This is a genomic window from Shewanella sp. DW31 (assembly GCF_015767295.1).
Classification (GTDB): Bacteria; Pseudomonadota; Gammaproteobacteria; order Enterobacterales; family Shewanellaceae; genus Shewanella; species Shewanella oncorhynchi.
On the sequence record NZ_JADWMP020000008.1, the window covers coordinates 101,537 to 117,528 of the forward strand.

14 protein-coding genes are annotated in these 15,992 nt (G+C 44.1%); 8 read left to right on the plus strand and 6 right to left on the minus strand.

Going from position 1 to position 15,992, the window contains the following annotated elements; translation table 11 throughout:
- Nucleotides 1-136: 136 nt before the first annotated feature.
- Nucleotides 137-1,759, plus strand: a complete 1,623-nt coding sequence (locus GWI56_RS09080; RefSeq protein WP_198572718.1) for a M28 family metallopeptidase — start codon at nt 137-139, stop codon at nt 1,757-1,759.
- A gap of 139 nt (nt 1,760-1,898) precedes the next feature.
- Here GWI56_RS09080 and GWI56_RS09085 read toward each other — a convergent pair whose 3' ends face one another.
- The 3 genes from GWI56_RS09085 to GWI56_RS09095 all read right to left on the minus strand — a co-directional run bounded on the left by GWI56_RS09085 (nt 1,899) and on the right by GWI56_RS09095 (nt 4,617).
- Complete coding sequence (locus GWI56_RS09085; protein WP_198572719.1) at nt 1,899-2,762, minus strand: hypothetical protein; 864 nt, start codon at nt 2,760-2,762, stop codon at nt 1,899-1,901.
- Between the two features lie 377 nt (nt 2,763-3,139).
- The gene (locus tag GWI56_RS09090) at nt 3,140-4,147 is read right to left on the minus strand and encodes a RimK family alpha-L-glutamate ligase (RefSeq protein WP_198572720.1); all 1,008 of its coding nucleotides are present in this window, start codon (nt 4,145-4,147) and stop codon (nt 3,140-3,142) included.
- A gap of 20 nt (nt 4,148-4,167) precedes the next feature.
- Nucleotides 4,168-4,617, minus strand: a complete 450-nt coding sequence (locus GWI56_RS09095; protein WP_028760261.1) for a DUF413 domain-containing protein — start codon at nt 4,615-4,617, stop codon at nt 4,168-4,170.
- Between the two features lie 108 nt (nt 4,618-4,725).
- On the opposite strand from GWI56_RS09095, the gene hdfR reads away from it, so the two are divergent.
- Entirely contained in the window at nt 4,726-5,595 is an 870-nt protein-coding gene (hdfR, locus tag GWI56_RS09100) for an HTH-type transcriptional regulator HdfR (protein WP_028760260.1), read from the plus strand.
- A gap of 10 nt (nt 5,596-5,605) precedes the next feature.
- Here hdfR and GWI56_RS09105 read toward each other — a convergent pair whose 3' ends face one another.
- Nucleotides 5,606-5,977, minus strand: coding sequence for a diacylglycerol kinase (locus GWI56_RS09105; protein ID WP_028760259.1), 372 nt, complete (start codon nt 5,975-5,977; stop codon nt 5,606-5,608).
- A 279-nt stretch (nt 5,978-6,256) separates the two neighbouring features.
- Here GWI56_RS09105 and GWI56_RS09110 point away from each other — a divergent pair, with 279 nt between their 5' ends.
- From GWI56_RS09110 to GWI56_RS09135, 6 genes are all read left to right on the plus strand, one after another.
- Entirely contained in the window at nt 6,257-7,186 is a 930-nt protein-coding gene (locus GWI56_RS09110) for a DNA ligase (protein ID WP_198572721.1), read from the plus strand.
- 511 nt (nt 7,187-7,697) lie between these two features.
- Nucleotides 7,698-8,165, plus strand: coding sequence for a GNAT family N-acetyltransferase (locus GWI56_RS09115; protein WP_198572722.1), 468 nt, complete (start codon nt 7,698-7,700; stop codon nt 8,163-8,165).
- Nucleotides 8,166-9,156: 991 nt separating this feature from the next.
- Nucleotides 9,157-10,473 carry a hypothetical protein gene (locus tag GWI56_RS09120; RefSeq protein ID WP_198572723.1) on the plus strand — a complete coding sequence of 439 codons (1,317 nt, stop codon included), beginning with the start codon at nt 9,157-9,159 and terminating at the stop codon, nt 10,471-10,473.
- Nucleotides 10,474-10,492: 19 nt separating this feature from the next.
- Nucleotides 10,493-11,023 (plus strand): hypothetical protein, encoded by a 531-nt coding sequence (locus tag GWI56_RS09125; RefSeq protein WP_198572724.1) that lies wholly within the window; start codon nt 10,493-10,495, stop codon nt 11,021-11,023.
- The gene (locus tag GWI56_RS09130) at nt 11,020-13,008 is read left to right on the plus strand and encodes a GMC family oxidoreductase (protein ID WP_198572725.1); all 1,989 of its coding nucleotides are present in this window, start codon (nt 11,020-11,022) and stop codon (nt 13,006-13,008) included. Before GWI56_RS09125 ends, GWI56_RS09130 begins: the two co-directional genes overlap by 4 nt.
- Nucleotides 13,009-13,341: 333 nt before the next feature.
- Nucleotides 13,342-13,719, plus strand: a complete 378-nt coding sequence (locus tag GWI56_RS09135) for an SH3 domain-containing protein (protein ID WP_198572726.1) — start codon at nt 13,342-13,344, stop codon at nt 13,717-13,719.
- A 281-nt stretch (nt 13,720-14,000) separates the two neighbouring features.
- Here the strand turns inward: GWI56_RS09135 and ylqF are convergent, their stop codons facing one another.
- Together ylqF and GWI56_RS09145 are read right to left on the minus strand one after the other, a co-directional pair.
- Nucleotides 14,001-14,942, minus strand: a complete 942-nt coding sequence (ylqF, locus tag GWI56_RS09140) for a ribosome biogenesis GTPase YlqF (RefSeq protein WP_198572727.1) — start codon at nt 14,940-14,942, stop codon at nt 14,001-14,003.
- Nucleotides 14,943-15,092: 150 nt separating this feature from the next.
- A complete protein-coding gene (locus tag GWI56_RS09145; protein WP_113939512.1) occupies nt 15,093-15,932 on the minus strand; it encodes a 2OG-Fe(II) oxygenase family protein in 840 nt (279 codons plus the stop codon).
- Nucleotides 15,933-15,992: the final 60 nt, after the last annotated feature.

Consider the following 15,992-nt stretch of genomic DNA (forward strand, 5'->3'; position numbering starts at 1 on the left):
TTAGGTCAACGACAAGAATATCGGTCAGATGGAAACATGATTACCGTTTACTCTTGGATGCAGCGACTCCGTTTGCGCTAAGACTTCCATCATAAATTAAAGATGATATGGTAAAGTCTATCCTTAAAACCAAATAATGATAATAACTTGGGAGAAAGTTGTGAAAAATTTAATCATAACCACAAGTCTGTTGGCCACTATCTCATTACCTGTCTTTGCTGAAACGGCATTTGTGAAAAGTCTCGATCTCGTGCAATACCGAACCGATGTGAAAACCTTAGCGAGCGATGCTTTTGGGGGACGCGCGCCCTTGTCTGAAGGTGAGACGTTAACTTTAGACTATTTAGTGACAGCATTTAAAGATATGGGTCTCAAACCCGGATTTGGCGATAGCTATTTACAGGCGGTTCCTTTGGCGCAAATTAGTGCCGATCAAAACATGCAGCTTGATATCGGTGGGCTGAAGTTTGCTAATGGTAGTGAGTTTACTGCGAGAACCCAAAGAATCGCCGACACCGTGAGCCTGAATAAAAGCGATGTGGTATTTGTTGGCTATGGTATCAATGCACCCGAATATGGCTGGAATGATTATCAAGGGCTAGATGTAAAAGGCAAAACGGTCATCGTACTCGTGAATGACCCCGGCTTTGCGACCCAAGATCCAACAATATTTAAAGGTAATGCTATGACCTATTATGGTCGCTGGACTTATAAATATGAGGAAGCGGCGCGTCAAGGCGCTGAGGCCGTGTTTATTGTCCATGAAACCGCGCCAGCCGCCTATGGCTGGGGAGTGGTGCAAAACTCCAACACGGGCACTAAGTTTACTCTGGTCGATGCCAATAATAACCAAGGTCAAGTGGGCGTGATGGGCTGGGTTCAGCACGAAACCGCACAAAAAATCTTTGCCAAAGCGGGATTGGATTTTGATACCTTAAAACAGCAAGCAGCCAAGCCAAACTTTAAGGCTATCCCACTTAAGCTGAGCGCGCAGCTCACGTTAAACAATAAAATTGAACGCGCCGAGTCCCATAACGTCGCGGCCTTACTGCCCGGTAAAACGCGCCCCGACGAAGTGGTGATGATGCATGCCCATTGGGATCACCTTGGCACTGTGATTGAAGACGGTAAGTCAGAGATTTTAAACGGTGCGGTCGATAATGCCAGCGGTGTGGCGGGGGTTTTAGCGTTAGCGCGTTACTTCAAACAGCAGGCTAGCACGGCGGCACTGGATCGCTCGGTGCTCTTCAGTGCCTTTACTGCAGAAGAAACGGGTCTGATTGGTGCACAGCATTTTGCTCAGCATCCCAGTGTGCCAACCAAAAATATCGTCGCCTTTTTAAATATCGATGGCATGAATGTAAATAAAGGCGTGGATTACATTTTGCGCTATGGGGAAGGGGTATCTGAGTTGGAGCAATACTTAGATAAAGCCGCCAAAGTCCAAGACCGTTCGGTAAAAGCGGATCCAAGACCACAGAATGGATTGATGTTTAGATCAGACCATTTTGCGCTGGCCCAGCAAGGTGTACCAGGATTGTTATTTATGAGTCTTGGGGATACAGATCCTGACTATATTGCGCATAAATATCACCAAGGAGCCGATGATTATGATCCAAATTGGACGTTGGAGGGCGTGAGTCAAGACCTAGACTTGATCGCCAGTATGATAACCACTTTAGCGAATGGTTCAGATTGGCCCCATTGGCTTGAATCATCAGACTTTAAAGCCAAGCGTGAGCAGGATGGCCGTAAATAGGTTTAATGGGTTGGATCATGAGGGCGTCCAGTAGGCGCCCTTATTTTTTAGCACTAATTTGGGCTAGGGTTCGGGCAACTGTTTGAGCGAGAAGGGGTGTTTAATACAATATGGGAAGAGATTTTTTATAGCATTAAAATTAAAAGGAATAACTGATAGAAAGCATAGGGCCAATAAAATTGTAATAGATGTTGTAATCGGCGATTTGAGTATCTTTATTCGGCGAATTTTGGGCGATATCAACGTCAACTTTATAGTAGTTATAGGCCACGCTCATACGCCAGTTTGGGGTGATTTGCGCATTAACCCCCACTTTAATATCAACCAGTTCGCCTTTGACATCATTGAGTTTGATATAGAAATACTGTGCATGGCTGGTGATTTGCCAACCGGGAATAAATTCATACTGACCATATATGCCAATGTCGGGCAGTGGCGCAGTGACATTTTCGTCAACAATGCGCGGAATTGCTTGGCTACCGCAGACATTATTGAGTAATTCCGATGAAGCGCAAACACCAATCACCCCTTCAAAACCTGTCTTGATAAACATAGTATGTAAACCAAGTGATAGACCGACATCATAGTTACTGCCTTGAAATACATCATAGCCATAGCCGAAGCGCAGTACATCAATGTTTAAGGTTGAATTTAGATTACCGCCTGCTTTGATATCGTAAATGGTGTCGTTAATCTCGAGCTGGAAGGGTTTGGTTAAGGCTTGGGTTTCGGCGTTACGATGAAGCTGTTTCCAGTCTAGGTAGATATTGTGCCGTTCGTTAAAGTGATAATTTAACTCGATAAAGGGTAAAAATTCGTTTTCTGCAAGTTGTAGATCGGACTCATAATCTAAGGTGAAATTATTACCCGAAATAGGGTTAGTGACTTCCATATTGGTGTCTGATTGCGAATAAAAGCCGCCTAACTGAATAGTAAAATCATCGGCTTGCACTTGAGTGCTGAGCAGTGACGCTATGATTAGGGGTAATAGGCGGATCGACATGTTAAGGAGTGACTCCTGCATTATTCTTATTATGTTTAGCGATAAGGTCAGAATTTAGTGCCATAAAAAAACAACATTTGGAGTTTAACAGCAAATTTTTTAATGTGAACAAAATGTTTTAAAAAATGCAAAAAATTGTGATTCAAAACAAAAGTAGAGCTGGTTCTCGTGAGGTTGAATGAAATTTGAGTGAGCGATCACATCAATTGTGGATTGAAAGACTCAGGGCAAGTGTTTCCTGCCTGAACGGCTTTAGGGTTGTTGTGTTGGATGGGGCGAGATACAAATGGATATAGACACAAACATGGCGGAGAATCATCGATATTGAGAATATCTAGCGGTACGATCCCGCTAGATATTGATATGTCCTAGTGCTTCTATTTCGTTTCGATAGAGGACGCAGACGATAGAGGTGGCGGGGTAGAAGTCTCAGCCTCTACGCTATCAGCCACGATTTTTGGGCTACTTGGTTCATCTTTATTAAACATGCCTAAACGGATGCGAATAAAATGCAAAATTTGCGCGGCAATATCCACATTCAAACAGGACTCTAAGCCCTCAAACCCTGGAGATGAGTTAGCCTCACAAATTTTGTAATGGCCGTTATCAAACAATAAATCGATACCTGCAACATCAAGATCGAGAATATTGGCTGTTTGGGTGGCGAGCCATTCAATTTCAGGAGTGATCTGAAATGGACGCGCTGAACCACCGGCACTGACATTGGCTTTGAAGCTGTCTTCTTGACCACGTCTTTCATAGCAACCCGCCACACGACCACCAATAGTGAATACGCGTAGATCGCGCCCATGACTGTTAGCGATAAACTCTTGCAGAATGATGTTAGCGTTTTTATTGGTCGCTTCAATCAACTGCATTAAATCGTCAAATTCACGCGCCTTATGGGATAAAAACACACCACTGCCCTGTGAGCCAGAAAGTGTTTTTATCACCACAGGAAAACCGAGATGGCGTTCTACGAGGGCGATATCGACGGGGAATTTAACCAACATGGTTTTAGGCGTAGGCAGATTTTTCTCGGCCAACAATTGTTGGGAGAATAACTTGTCTTTAACGATTTCAATGGCTTTAGATGGATTGAGGCAATATACCCCTAATCTTTCTAAGTGACGAATAATGGCTAAAGCAAAGTAGGTCGTGCCTGAGCCCATTCGCGGAATGATAAAATCGGGCAGCTCGACGGCTTGCCCATTCAATAAAATACTCTTGTTATCTTCTCTGGTGACAGTCAGATCAAATTCATCAGGTGCGTAAACTTCCAACTCTATGTTATCGGCTTTTGCTGCCGCCAGTAGACGCTCAATTTCATACCATTCAGGTTTTAGCTGAGTCGCGGTTTCTTTATATAAAATCCAACCACGCATTTAGTAGCAAACCTTAATCTTCATTCTTTATCCTCGGGTTCAGGTTCATCCTGAACATCATCTTCAATATCAAATACAGCCTCTGCCTCTATTTCTATCTCGGGCTTGGTTGCAGGCAAATGCACTGTACCAACCACGGCATAAAAGGGTTTCCCCATGGCGAGCCTGCGATACTTTACCCAGATCTGCTCTAACAAGCTACTGGGCGCGATATTTCCTTTGGCGACTTCCACAAATTGGGCTTCATCAGAGGTGCAAGGCAGCGTTTTTCCTTCCGCTAAATTCTTCATCGCATGACCATGCAATTCAAGGAGTTCAGCTTCTTTATTGGTAAAATCGCCGCTTCGTTTAAAGCCTTTGGGGAAATTAGCATCGTCGTAGAAACGTTTTTGAGAGACAAAACTGGCAGCAACTGAGCCGTTAAACGTCTCAGAACCCTTGTTAGCGTTAAAAAAAGACTGTTCAGACATGGCAGATACCCTCTAGTTTTTGATATACAAAGATTTGCAACTGGAGTATTGGCTAGTATTATTGATTTATAAATCAAAAAAATTTGCCTATGTTGGTCAAGAATTTTTATGGATACCGATTTACTAAAAACCTTTCTCGAAGTCTCCCGTACTCGCCATTTTGGTAAAGCGGCTGAGAATCTTTATCTCACCCGAAGCGCTGTGAGTTTTAGGGTGAAACAGCTTGAGAGCATTTTGGGTGTCGCCTTATTTGAACGGCAACGTAATAATATTCAGCCCACGCCAGCAGGCGAACGTATGCTTGGTCATGCCGAGGCGGTGTTAACAGCATGGGAGCGGGCTAAGCAAGATGTTTCCCTCAGCCAGTTACAGACAACGCAGCTTGCCATCGGTGCAGGGCCGAATATTTGGGACGCTTACTTGCAAGGTTATTTACAGGGACTGCATGTTGGTTTACCTGGCGTGGCGTTGCGCACCGAAGTGCTACCCGCGAATGCAATGACGCGTCAGCTAATGGACCGTACCTTAGATATTGCGATTTCATTCGATCCGCCAAAGCTTGATCAATTTGAGATAGTACAACTGGGGCAAATTAATTTGTTGTTGGTGTCGAGCTTAAAAGGTCAAACGGTAAAAGCGGTTGTGCCGGGGCAATATGTAAAAGTCGATTGGGGTACGGCGTTCAATATTGTTCACGCACAGGAATATGCCTCGCTGCCAGTGCCAACGCTGCACACGAGTTCAGCACGTATTGCGTTAGATTTCATCTTGAATAATGGCGGCTGCGCATTTTTACCTGAGCATCTAGTGCAACATGCATTGCGCGGCGGCGAATTGCATCTCGTCAGCGGCGCGAATGCCATTTCACGAAATGTGTATCTTGCGTATTGGGCTGAGAATGACCGCTTAGCCCAGATCAAACAAGCCATCGACTTTTTAAGGGACGATGGCTCAATGATTGCTCATGCGACAGTTTAGAAACTAAGAATTAAAGCACTAGTGGTGTTAATACAACCAGCCAAGTTAATCCACAAAGCGCAAGACTCATAAAGACGGCAGCCGAGGCAATGTCCTTGGCTTGGCCACTTAACGGGTGTATTTCACTGCCGACACGGTCAACCACAGCTTCAATCGCCGAGTTTAATAGCTCAACAATCAACACGATAAACAATGTGAAAATCAGCATAAGGCGTTCAATAGTGCTGATATCAACCCATAAGGCTACGGGTAACATGACTATCGTTAAGATTAATTCCTGTCTGAAGGCGGCTTCGTGGATCCAAGCGGCCTTTAGGCCCTTCATCGAAAATCCCGTCGCTCTGAATATGCGCTTAATACCGTGATTATTGGCTGGTTTCATAGTGTTTCCAATTGACGTTAGCGACAAAGCGCTGAGGTTTTACTCATTCAAAACAGGGTGGATAAATCCTACTGTTGTCTTTGTTAACATTTGACTGAGTCATAAATTTGGCCGCAGTATAGCCTGAGATGAAAAGTGCATAAACAATTAACTGAGCAAATTTGATCATCAACATTCGTTGTTAACTTAGGGAGTTAGTGACTTTTGCGGTTATTTTAGTGCAACTTTAGCCGTGCGGCCTAAGCTTGATGAAGGATATATTGCAGCGTGGACAAGGGAATGACTCATACAAACCCGTTACGAAATTTAACATTTAATCATTTCATCCGTTTTAGTATTTTTAAGCTCAGCTTGCTTATACTTTGCGGTTTAACTCTTTCGGTTAACGCACAAACCTCACCACCTGCCATACAACTTGCTACCGAATTTGATGCAACTCGAACTTCGCAAGATATTAATATTCAAAATTTTTTGATTAGTGAGAAACTCGACGGGGTTCGAGGTTACTGGAATGGCAAGGAATTATTCACTCGGCAGGGAAATTCCATCGTCACACCCATTTGGCTTACTGCGAATTTTCCGAATTATCCCCTCGATGGTGAATTATGGCTTGGGCGAGGTCAGTTTGAAGCGATGTCGAGTTTAGTTCGACAAACTTCGGCTAAGGATGATGATTGGCGCAAAGTGCGATTTATGGTGTTCGATGTCCCCAAGGCGAGTGGCGACTTTCAGCATCGCTATCAATTTGCGCTGACTGAACTGAGTGGCAAATCGAATTATCTTGAAGTCATAGTGCAGTTCCAAGTAGAAAGCCTTGAAGCCCTGTATCAAAAACTCGATGCCTCAGTTGCAAAAGGCGCCGAAGGCTTGATACTGCATCGCAGTTCTGCGACTTATATCAGTGGCCGCAATCCTCATTTGATGAAGCTAAAACCTTATTATGATGCTGAAGCTACTGTTATCGCTTATATCCCTGGTAAAGGTCAATTTGCAGGGCAGATGGGCGCATTAAAAGTGCAAACGCCAGACGGCCGAATTTTTAGTATTGGCACAGGTTTTAGTCTCGCAGAGCGCCAACATCCCCCCGCAGTGGGCACTATCATTACCTATAAATATCTTGGTCTTACTGTCAATGGCTTACCCAGATTTGCCAGTTTCCTGCGGATACGCAGTGATGTTGAGCCAAGTAATAAAGCCACCGCAAAGTAAACATCATCATAATGTTATTCATAGATATAACTTTGCTTGCTGTCTATTAAGCCTGCCGCGAGCTAATACTGTGGACAACAGCGATGGCCGAGTCGTGTTTGCACCGAGCGCTAATCGAACTCTTGTTCAAGCAGATGGATTGCATAACTTTGATGTAGGCTGTAGTGCTGATGACAATCGCGATTTTGTAAGGGATAAGGATAACAAACTGATGTTTCACCTGTGGCGGTTTGACAATGTGAAGCCACTGCCAAGATTAATTGAGGATGTGAAAGTTGAAAAACGGTAACCCGTTACGGGCGAGTTTGACTGTGCTCCATCAATGGGGGGGGATTAAATTAGCAACATAGTATTTTAAGTGAGATTATCGGGACATCAACCAAAGTCAGTGGAAATCGCAGTATAGTTTGACTACAAACATCAATGGTTGTGGGCTGCTTGCCTTACAAGGTTAAGTTGGTAAGATGTTGTTCATAAAGAAAATCAAATCGTTGTACATCTAAGGACATATATGGAAATTTCATTACTTGCCGATAATCCCTCTGCGATAGACACGGTAGCTAGTTGGTATTTCAACGAATGGTGCCAAGACAATGGTAGCTATACCAAGGAGGAAGTCGTTGAAAAAGTCTCTGCATCAATAAATCGAGATACCGCGCCTATTCTGATCATTGGAAAAGTAAATGGTGTTCTTGCTGGTTCAGCAGAGCTAAAAATTCGAGAAATGGACATATACCCAGAATTTGAATTTTGGCTTGGTGGTGTTTACGTCACTCAGCAGGCTAGGGGACAGGGTGTCGCCTCAAAACTTGTGAAAGAGATAATATCGCTAGCACATAAAATAGGTGTGAAAAAATTATATCTTCAAACAGAAGATTTAACTGGAGGTTTGTACTTACCTCATGGGTTTAAGCCTATAGAACAAGTGAATTATAAAGGTATAAATGTATTGGTTATGGGCACAAACATCGGTGAATAACAAGTTTGTGAAGGTACACTGCGGCTCAATTGTGGGAAGCAAGTGGAACGATATGATCATATTTCACAGGGCTACCTAAGTAGGTCAAAGCATCCCCAAATGGCATCATTTTTAATCTTAGAGTTTTCGTCAGTACAAGAAAATAGATTTCCTGTTTCAACAGTAAGAACAAGTTGTGTTCTGTTTCAGTCAAAGTGTTTATAAAGTCATTAGCAAGGCCATATAATCAGATGCTGAGTGACTCTTTACAGAATCTAATGATGAAAATGAGTCGAAATCTTCCAAACTTTGACAGTTATTGTTGAATCAATGGCTACCAAATAAGAATTAGGCCACGCGTAGTTGCGACCGATTTTACGATCGCTTAGTTAGTTCCTGTCCACGCTTGGTCCTCGCAGACTTCAGAGCAATGTTGAACTCTTGATATCACATTATGCTTTTTACCGCTGTTATCGTCGTGTCGTGCGGCGGGCTTTTTTGCAAAAAAATAAACCTCCTGCCTCACGCTTGACAATAAGTGAAACGTAAACAATCTTTTAACATGGAATATTTTCAGAAGGTTACTTTTCTTTCTGCAGCATAGAATTGTTTTCATTACGGGAACACAGGAGTGTTTAACCCTTCCACTGAGATAACTAGGTTTCATTTGAGGTGATCCTCAATGGATTATCTAGGCTCAAGGTATCGTGATAAAACGCAATCATGAAAAGGAATTTCAATGAAAGACGTTAATATTTATCCGTATCAATCATTCTGTTCAGACCTGCTCAGTGAGCCAGAGACTACGATCAAAACAGCAAACTTCAATTTTAATATCGAAACCCATTTATTGGGATTTGGTTGAGGTCAAGTTTTGTTCGCTATTTGTATTGTGACATCACGCCTGCAGTGGCGAGTGTTGTGAAAGCCCTGATTTTAAGTCGTTAAAGAAAGTGGAGTTGTAAACGTTTTAAGCATTGAATAAGTCCCAATAACAAGGAGAGTTAATTTCATGTCTATCAAATCTTTTAGCTACAGTACGCTTTTTTTGTGTATGAGTGCTGCTGTACATGCAGAAGCACCAGTAGAGACAAAAACAGCGATAACGCTACCCACGTTAAGCCCTGTTATGCCACTGGAAATCACAGCAAACCCCCCGTTCTCACTCGAAAGCCTGCAACATGATTTTGATGATTTTTCTTGGCAATCGTTTATTGCACTTAACTGGCCAGCAAATGCCGATGGCACACCTAATACCACGTCCACCATTGGACAAAAAACTAACCAGCCAGTCGTGTGGCTGCATTGGAAGGAAAGCCGGGAGATTTTTTTACCCGATGGCGTAAAACCACCTGGGTGGGATCAGTCCAATAATGTGCCGGATGTTTGCAAAAGTATTGATCCCAAGTCCATTCCTCAAGGGACTATTTATTTAACGCAAGTAGGGAAGACCCCGAATGTGTTGGATGAAAGTGGCGAGCCTTTTACAACGGGTCCATTGATTGATCAAAACGGGCTTTATACCCGTTATGAAATATTAACCAATGAAACCATGTTCAATTTTATTTTGGACAATAACCTCTACAGTAAAAAAGGACAGAAACAGTTTAATGCCGATGTCGACTTTACCGCGAGCGACAGTAAAACCGGGCAGGTAGGTTCTATCATGCTTAAAGCCTCATGGATAAAAATGGGCGGCAAGTTTGATTCGACGAATTACTATACAACTTACGCGCTTGTTTATAACAATCCCGAAGAGCAACACGGGGTCAAGCCCGCGTGTGCGCTTGAACAAGTCGGTCTAGTGGGTTTTCACATTGCCCACAAAACCGCAGACGAACCACAATGGATTTGGTCTACCTTTGAACATGTCGCTAATGCGCCAACCCTAGGTGAGTCAGCATCATTGTCGGCATATAATTTTTACGATCCTAAATGTACTGACTGCAAAGTGAATGAACCCCCAGCACGCCCGTGGGATCCGGCAAACCCGCACACTAAACCAACTCAAGTTGAACGCGTTATTCCTATCACTGCCGATGCTAAAGCCTTAAATGCCAGTTATCACGCAGCACTCGACGCTGTAGTGCCGGGATCGGTATGGAAGAACTACGAATTGATCAGCACGCAATGGCCTACCGATGCCAAAAATCCCACCGATCCAACGGGCGTGCCTGCTCCCTCATTTTTAGCGAACACCACGCTCGAAACTTATATCCAAGGTTCGGTAAAGCAAACATCAAGCAGCTGTATGGCTTGTCACAATAATGCGGCAACCACTAACGGTAATTTTGCAGATTTCACTTACTTGCTGCAACGCGCGCAATAATTTACGAAAGGAACTCATTATGACTGATATTACAGGCGCGACTGCCGACACTATGAATAACTTTATTGGTTTGAGCGCGGTATTAACCGGCTTTGCGACCAGTATTTTTGCCCCGACGTTGGATCCCGTGGATATTAAATCCGAATACTTAGCCGTGTTTACGCAAAAAATAACCGAAGAATCGAAGGACCCAACTTTAGTTACAACTATTCTGCAAAAATTTGCGGCGTTAAAAGCGCAGCAATTATCAGATCAACAAATTGGCACGCAAATGCTGGCGCCAGATAACGGGGCTAATTTTGTGTTGGCCTGTCGTAAATTAATTTTTATGTGGTACTCAGGTGCATGGCCAACCATTATTCCCGCGACGGATACAGAGCCGGAAACCACGGTTAGCGATATGATTTCGGCTAAAAGTTATACCACAGGTTTAGTCTGGCAAGTTATGCAGGCGCATCCGATGGGGGATTCAAATTATCGCTATGGCTATTGGGCGAAACCACCTGCTGTACTGTCGGCATATACGGGTCATCAAGGAGGTGCTGTATGAGCACTCAAACCAATTACGATGTCATTATTGTGGGCTCTGGTATTGCGGGCTCTATCATGGCTTATCAACTGGGGATGGCGGGGAAAAAAGTATTAATCCTCGAAGCAGGGCAGGAAGTGCCGGTTGACCGCAGTGGTTACATGGAAACCTTTTTTAAAGCCAATGCCAAAACACCTGAATCACCTTATCCTCCTACTACGCAAAATCCAGCGGCATCGACGGCGGATAATCCACTCGGATTGCCTGATCCTGCGAAGGAAAATGTGCCGCGTTATACCGTGTTGCAAGTTGGCGCATGGCGTAATCCAAAGCAATGTTATTTCGATTACACGCCGCAACCAGAGCATTTGAAACCTGACAGCCCTGAAGCAAAGTTTGCTTTTGCGAGTTCCTATGAGCGCATTGGCGGCGGCACAACTTGGCATTGGCTAGGAACCAGTTTGCATTTATTGCCCAATGATTTTGAGTTGCAAACCCAGTATAAGCAGGGCGTGGATTGGCCCGGTGGAAAACAATTTTACCAAGCGCTGGTTCCTTATTATGAACAGGCGACCAATGAGATTGGCGTCGCCGGTGACAAAGAGGCGATGGATCAGCTTTATCGCGGATTTAATGTTTCACCTGATGGTGTTTATGGGCCGAATTACGATTACCCAATGCCTGGCATTATTTCATCTTTAGTTGATCAACAATATGAACAAGCTGTGAGCGATATGGTGTACGACAATATTCAATTGTCAGTCACGCCAACCCCTCAGGGGCGCAATTCATTACCGGGTGAACGCCGTCAATGTGCGGGGAATACAAATTGTATTCCTATTTGCCCTATCCAAGCCAAATACGATGCCACTGTGACGCTCGGGCGAGCATTGCAAACCGGCAATGTAGATGTGTTTTATCGTCACGTTGCGACAAATGTTCAAGTGGATGAAAATACAAAGGATGTTGTTGGTATTGATTATGTGACCTATCAAACTCACGGGGGGATAGCGACGGGCGGCGGTACCGTTACGGGTAAAAAATATGTGATTGCAGCTCACGCGATTGAGACGCCTAAATTATTGCTCATGTCTAAACGTAATAAAGCCTGTCCGAACGGCGTCGCCAACCATAGCGATCAAGTGGGGCGTAATTTGATGGATCACATTATGTATTTGGCCTGGGGTCTGGCGAAAGATCCTGTCTATGGTTTTCGGGGGCCTTTATCTACCGCGGGTATCGAAAGTTTACGTGATGGCGCCTTTCGTAAAGACCGTGCCGCCTATCGTATTGAAATCGGCAATGAAGGTTGGCAGTGGGCAGCAAATGATCCATTCACGACCTTAGCTGATTTTGTATTTGGACAAAATAATTCGCAATTAAATGGGGATTCTGTCAATCAGCAGGGGATTCCATTACGGTTTGATCCCGCCATGTCTGCGAATAGCGCCTTATTTGGTGCCTCACTGGTGAATACCTTGAATGGTATTTACACACGGCAAATTCGTATGGGCTATTTAATTGAACAATTACCTGATCCGGAAAACCGTGTCGAGTTGTCGGAGACGCTGAAAGATAACTTAGGTTTGCCGCGCCCCAAATTAACCTATCGTGTACGGGAGGATTATGTGCGCAATGCGTTCGTGTCGGCTAAAGATATTTCGACCAAACTCTTTGACGCCCTTGATGCGCGGGAATATACCAAGGCTCCGCCTGCGCCGGTATTTTATGGTGATAAGAGTCAAGTAACGTCGAATAATTTTGAATATCAGGGCCATAATTTTACGTTTTACGGTGCTGGACACATTGTGGGGACGTATCGAATGGGGGACTGCAGAGATACGTCGGTGGTGAATCCTCGTCAGCAATCTTGGGACCATAGCAATCTGTTTTTAGTCGGTAGCGGAGTGTTTCCAACAGTTGCAACGGGTAATCCAACCCTCACTTTGGCAGCGTTGGCATTCCAGGCTGCAGATCATGTTTTGGAAGACCTTAAAATAAGTTAAAAAAGTTGTAATTATTCATTAGCTTGCTGTTAATTTCCATTGAAAACCGCGTGCAAATTGGCGCGGTTTTTGGCTAACTGAATATACCTTCATATTACGCTAACTGGCATTTTCCTACTCACAATGCAGTTTATTGTCATCGTATTTAAAATCAAAATATTACAGTTTTTTATGCTGATAATTGGTTTGAAAACTGTGCATGCGTATGTTGTCGGATAGTATGTCTGATAGAAAACTGATAAGTTTCACTCAAACTGAGCGTTAATTGGGCGTGCTTTAATAAGCGAATAAAGTTAATTTTTACTAATATTTATCAAAAGGTTAACTGAATACATGATTACTAAGAAATATATCGTTGTCAATCCACATGAAAGTGAGTTTCCTAACCCCATTACGTTCAAAAAAGGTGATCCTCTTACCGTTGGAGACAAATATGCAGGCCCTGAAGGCTGGGATCTCTGGTTCCTTTGCACTACGCCAGGGCAAGATGCTGGTTGGGTTCCTGGTCAAGTGATTCAGCGCCTAAAAAATGCCAACGGGCTGGCGCTTGAGGACTATACGGCAAGAGAACTTAATGTGCATGAAGGGGAACAACTCATTGGCACACGAATGTTGAATGGCTGGGTATGGTGTATAAAAGCTGTCAGCGAAGAATCAGGGTGGGTACCATTAGAAAACTTGAAAGAAGTGGTAGATCTATCCCGCGACTAAAGCACCTTTGCTATGCAGTCAAATCCAGATGGCTCCTTGGTGTATTGTGCCAAGATGATGATTGGCGGATATTGAGAGCTTATATCAGGCACGCAGAAGTCATTGGCGTAAAAGTGTTTTTTAGCACAAGCTTTCCGTTTCTGTTAATAAAAAAGCCAGTATATTCAATATACTGGCTTTAACTTTAAACTTGATTAATGAGCACTATAAGCTGGAATATAAAAGTCATCAGCATCTTGTCTTTAACAAACTATGCGCCTTATATTCCAAATGCAGAGTGACTAGTCGTTATGACGTTTGCCTGAACGTTTAAGTCTCTCTGCTGCCAATTTGGCTTCTTTCTCTGCTTCTTTTTCGGCCATGATACGGGCGACTTCAATCTTTTCAAGCTCTGCCATCGCAGGCGTTTCTAGCGAGAGTAAGCCTATTTTGCCCGAGCGATATTCATGCAGTAATAACTCTGATACCTTGTGCATATCGATGCGACCACCGGGACGCAGTGCACCACGTTTACGGCCGATTTTCTCGAGAAGTGCGACATCATCCTTGGGTAATTCACTTAAGTTATAGCGCTCACAAATCTCTTTTGGATAAGCGGTTAAGAAATACTTGGCGGCGAACAGGGCCACATCTTCATATTCCATCGCCGTATCTTTAATGGCGCCAGTGACGGCAAGGCGATAGCTGCTCGCTTCGTTATCCACTTTGGGCCATAAAATACCCGGGGTGTCCGACAGCACGATACCGTTACGTAAATTGATCCGTTGCTGGGTTTTGGTTACCGCAGGTTCGTTACCGGTTTTGGCGATAACACGGCCAGCTAAGGTATTGATGATGGTAGATTTCCCAACATTGGGTATCCCCATGATCATAGTGCGAATGTCTTTTTCGGTTTTATCGCGACTTGGCACTAGCTTGCGGCAGAGATCAGGGATTTTTTTCACCATTGCCGCTTGCAGTGTCGTGATCGCTGTGGCTTTGACGCCTTGCTCACGCTCTAAGTATTCAATCCATTGTGCGGTGATCTCTGGATCGGCCAGATCAGATTTATTGAGCAGTTTGATACAAGGTTTGTCGCCTCGAAGCTGAGCCACCATGGGATTTTCGCTACTGTAGGGAATACGCGCGTCCAGCACTTCGATAACAAGATCGACCTGAGGCATTGCCTCTTCAATCTCCTTGCGTGCCTTGTGCATATGCCCCGGATACCACTGAATTGCCATGATAACGCCTTGTCCTAAATAACTTAAAGAACGGCTATTCTACCTTGAAGGTGGCGAATGTCATAAAAAAAGCGCCCTAAGGCGCTTTAATCGCTTAATCCTTGACAGTCTCTTGCGATTGTTGCTTGGATTAATAGGCTGAATTAAGGCTTAGATCACCCCGAGTTCGCGCAATCTTTCCATCAGATAACTGTCGGCGGTATAGCGATCCGATAGCACTACAGCAGGGTTTGGATGTAAAAATAACGGCAAAGAGATCCGTGACTTAGTTTTATCCGTACCTTCAGGATTGATGACGCGGTGTGACGTCGATGGGAAATAGCCGCCAGAGGCTTCCTGTAACATGTCACCGATATTGATAATAATGTTGCCAAAATCGCTGGGGACATCTAACCAAGTGCCATCTTTGGCTTTCACTTGTAATCCAGGCTCATTGGCCGCAGGTAACACTGTGATAAGGTTGATATCTTCGTGGGCGGCGGCACGAATGGCGCCCATTTCTTCACTGCCTGTCATCGGTGGGTAATGCAGAATACGCAGTAAGGTTTTTTGGCTGTTGGCGATCATTTCTGGCAATGGCATCGAAAACTTGGCTTTTACGTCTTCTGGTGAGTAGGTTTCAATCCACTCTAAAAGCTCAGCGGCCAGCGCGTTGGCTTTGTCGTAATAGGCGAGAATATTGGCACGTAGTGAATCGGGGATCCGGCCCCAAGGGTACACGTGGTAGTACTCTTTAATGTCTTTGACTGTGTTGCCTTTGGCGGTTTCAGAAATCGACGCAGGGAAGAAACCGTCGTGGGTTTCTTTTTTAAACATATAGTCGTTTTTGGCTTCTGAATTAAAAAAGGCTTGCCACTCGGTGTAGATGTCTTCAACTAAGCGCTTATCAATCGGATGATTAGATAAAACACCAAAGCCAGTTTCCCGAAGTGATTCAACGAATTGCTGGGCACTGTTTTCAGCGCGGTAATCAATGGTTTCTAATTTCATTTTGGTTTCTACTTGTTATATTTAGTTGTAATTTGACCCGCAGCAAGTGTAGCCGTGCGC

What these genes read in the sequence shown, in the direction of transcription:
- GWI56_RS09105 (WP_028760259.1), bottom strand. Translation starts at nt 5,977, where the DNA reads ATGAAACCAGCCAATAATCACGGTATTAAGCGCATATTCAGAGCGACG.
- hdfR (WP_028760260.1), top strand. Translation starts at nt 4,726, where the DNA reads ATGGATACCGATTTACTAAAAACCTTTCTCGAAGTCTCCCGTACTCGC.
- GWI56_RS09110 (WP_198572721.1), top strand. Translation starts at nt 6,257, where the DNA reads ATGACTCATACAAACCCGTTACGAAATTTAACATTTAATCATTTCATC.
- GWI56_RS09135 (WP_198572726.1), top strand. Translation starts at nt 13,342, where the DNA reads ATGATTACTAAGAAATATATCGTTGTCAATCCACATGAAAGTGAGTTT.
- GWI56_RS09115 (WP_198572722.1), top strand. Translation starts at nt 7,698, where the DNA reads ATGGAAATTTCATTACTTGCCGATAATCCCTCTGCGATAGACACGGTA.
- ylqF (WP_198572727.1), bottom strand. Translation starts at nt 14,942, where the DNA reads ATGGCAATTCAGTGGTATCCGGGGCATATGCACAAGGCACGCAAGGAG.
- GWI56_RS09130 (WP_198572725.1), top strand. Translation starts at nt 11,020, where the DNA reads ATGAGCACTCAAACCAATTACGATGTCATTATTGTGGGCTCTGGTATT.
- GWI56_RS09085 (WP_198572719.1), bottom strand. Translation starts at nt 2,762, where the DNA reads ATGTCGATCCGCCTATTACCCCTAATCATAGCGTCACTGCTCAGCACT.
- GWI56_RS09125 (WP_198572724.1), top strand. Translation starts at nt 10,493, where the DNA reads ATGACTGATATTACAGGCGCGACTGCCGACACTATGAATAACTTTATT.
- GWI56_RS09090 (WP_198572720.1), bottom strand. Translation starts at nt 4,147, where the DNA reads ATGCGTGGTTGGATTTTATATAAAGAAACCGCGACTCAGCTAAAACCT.
- GWI56_RS09145 (WP_113939512.1), bottom strand. Translation starts at nt 15,932, where the DNA reads ATGAAATTAGAAACCATTGATTACCGCGCTGAAAACAGTGCCCAGCAA.
- GWI56_RS09080 (WP_198572718.1), top strand. Translation starts at nt 137, where the DNA reads ATGATAATAACTTGGGAGAAAGTTGTGAAAAATTTAATCATAACCACA.
- GWI56_RS09120 (WP_198572723.1), top strand. Translation starts at nt 9,157, where the DNA reads ATGTCTATCAAATCTTTTAGCTACAGTACGCTTTTTTTGTGTATGAGT.
- GWI56_RS09095 (WP_028760261.1), bottom strand. Translation starts at nt 4,617, where the DNA reads ATGTCTGAACAGTCTTTTTTTAACGCTAACAAGGGTTCTGAGACGTTT.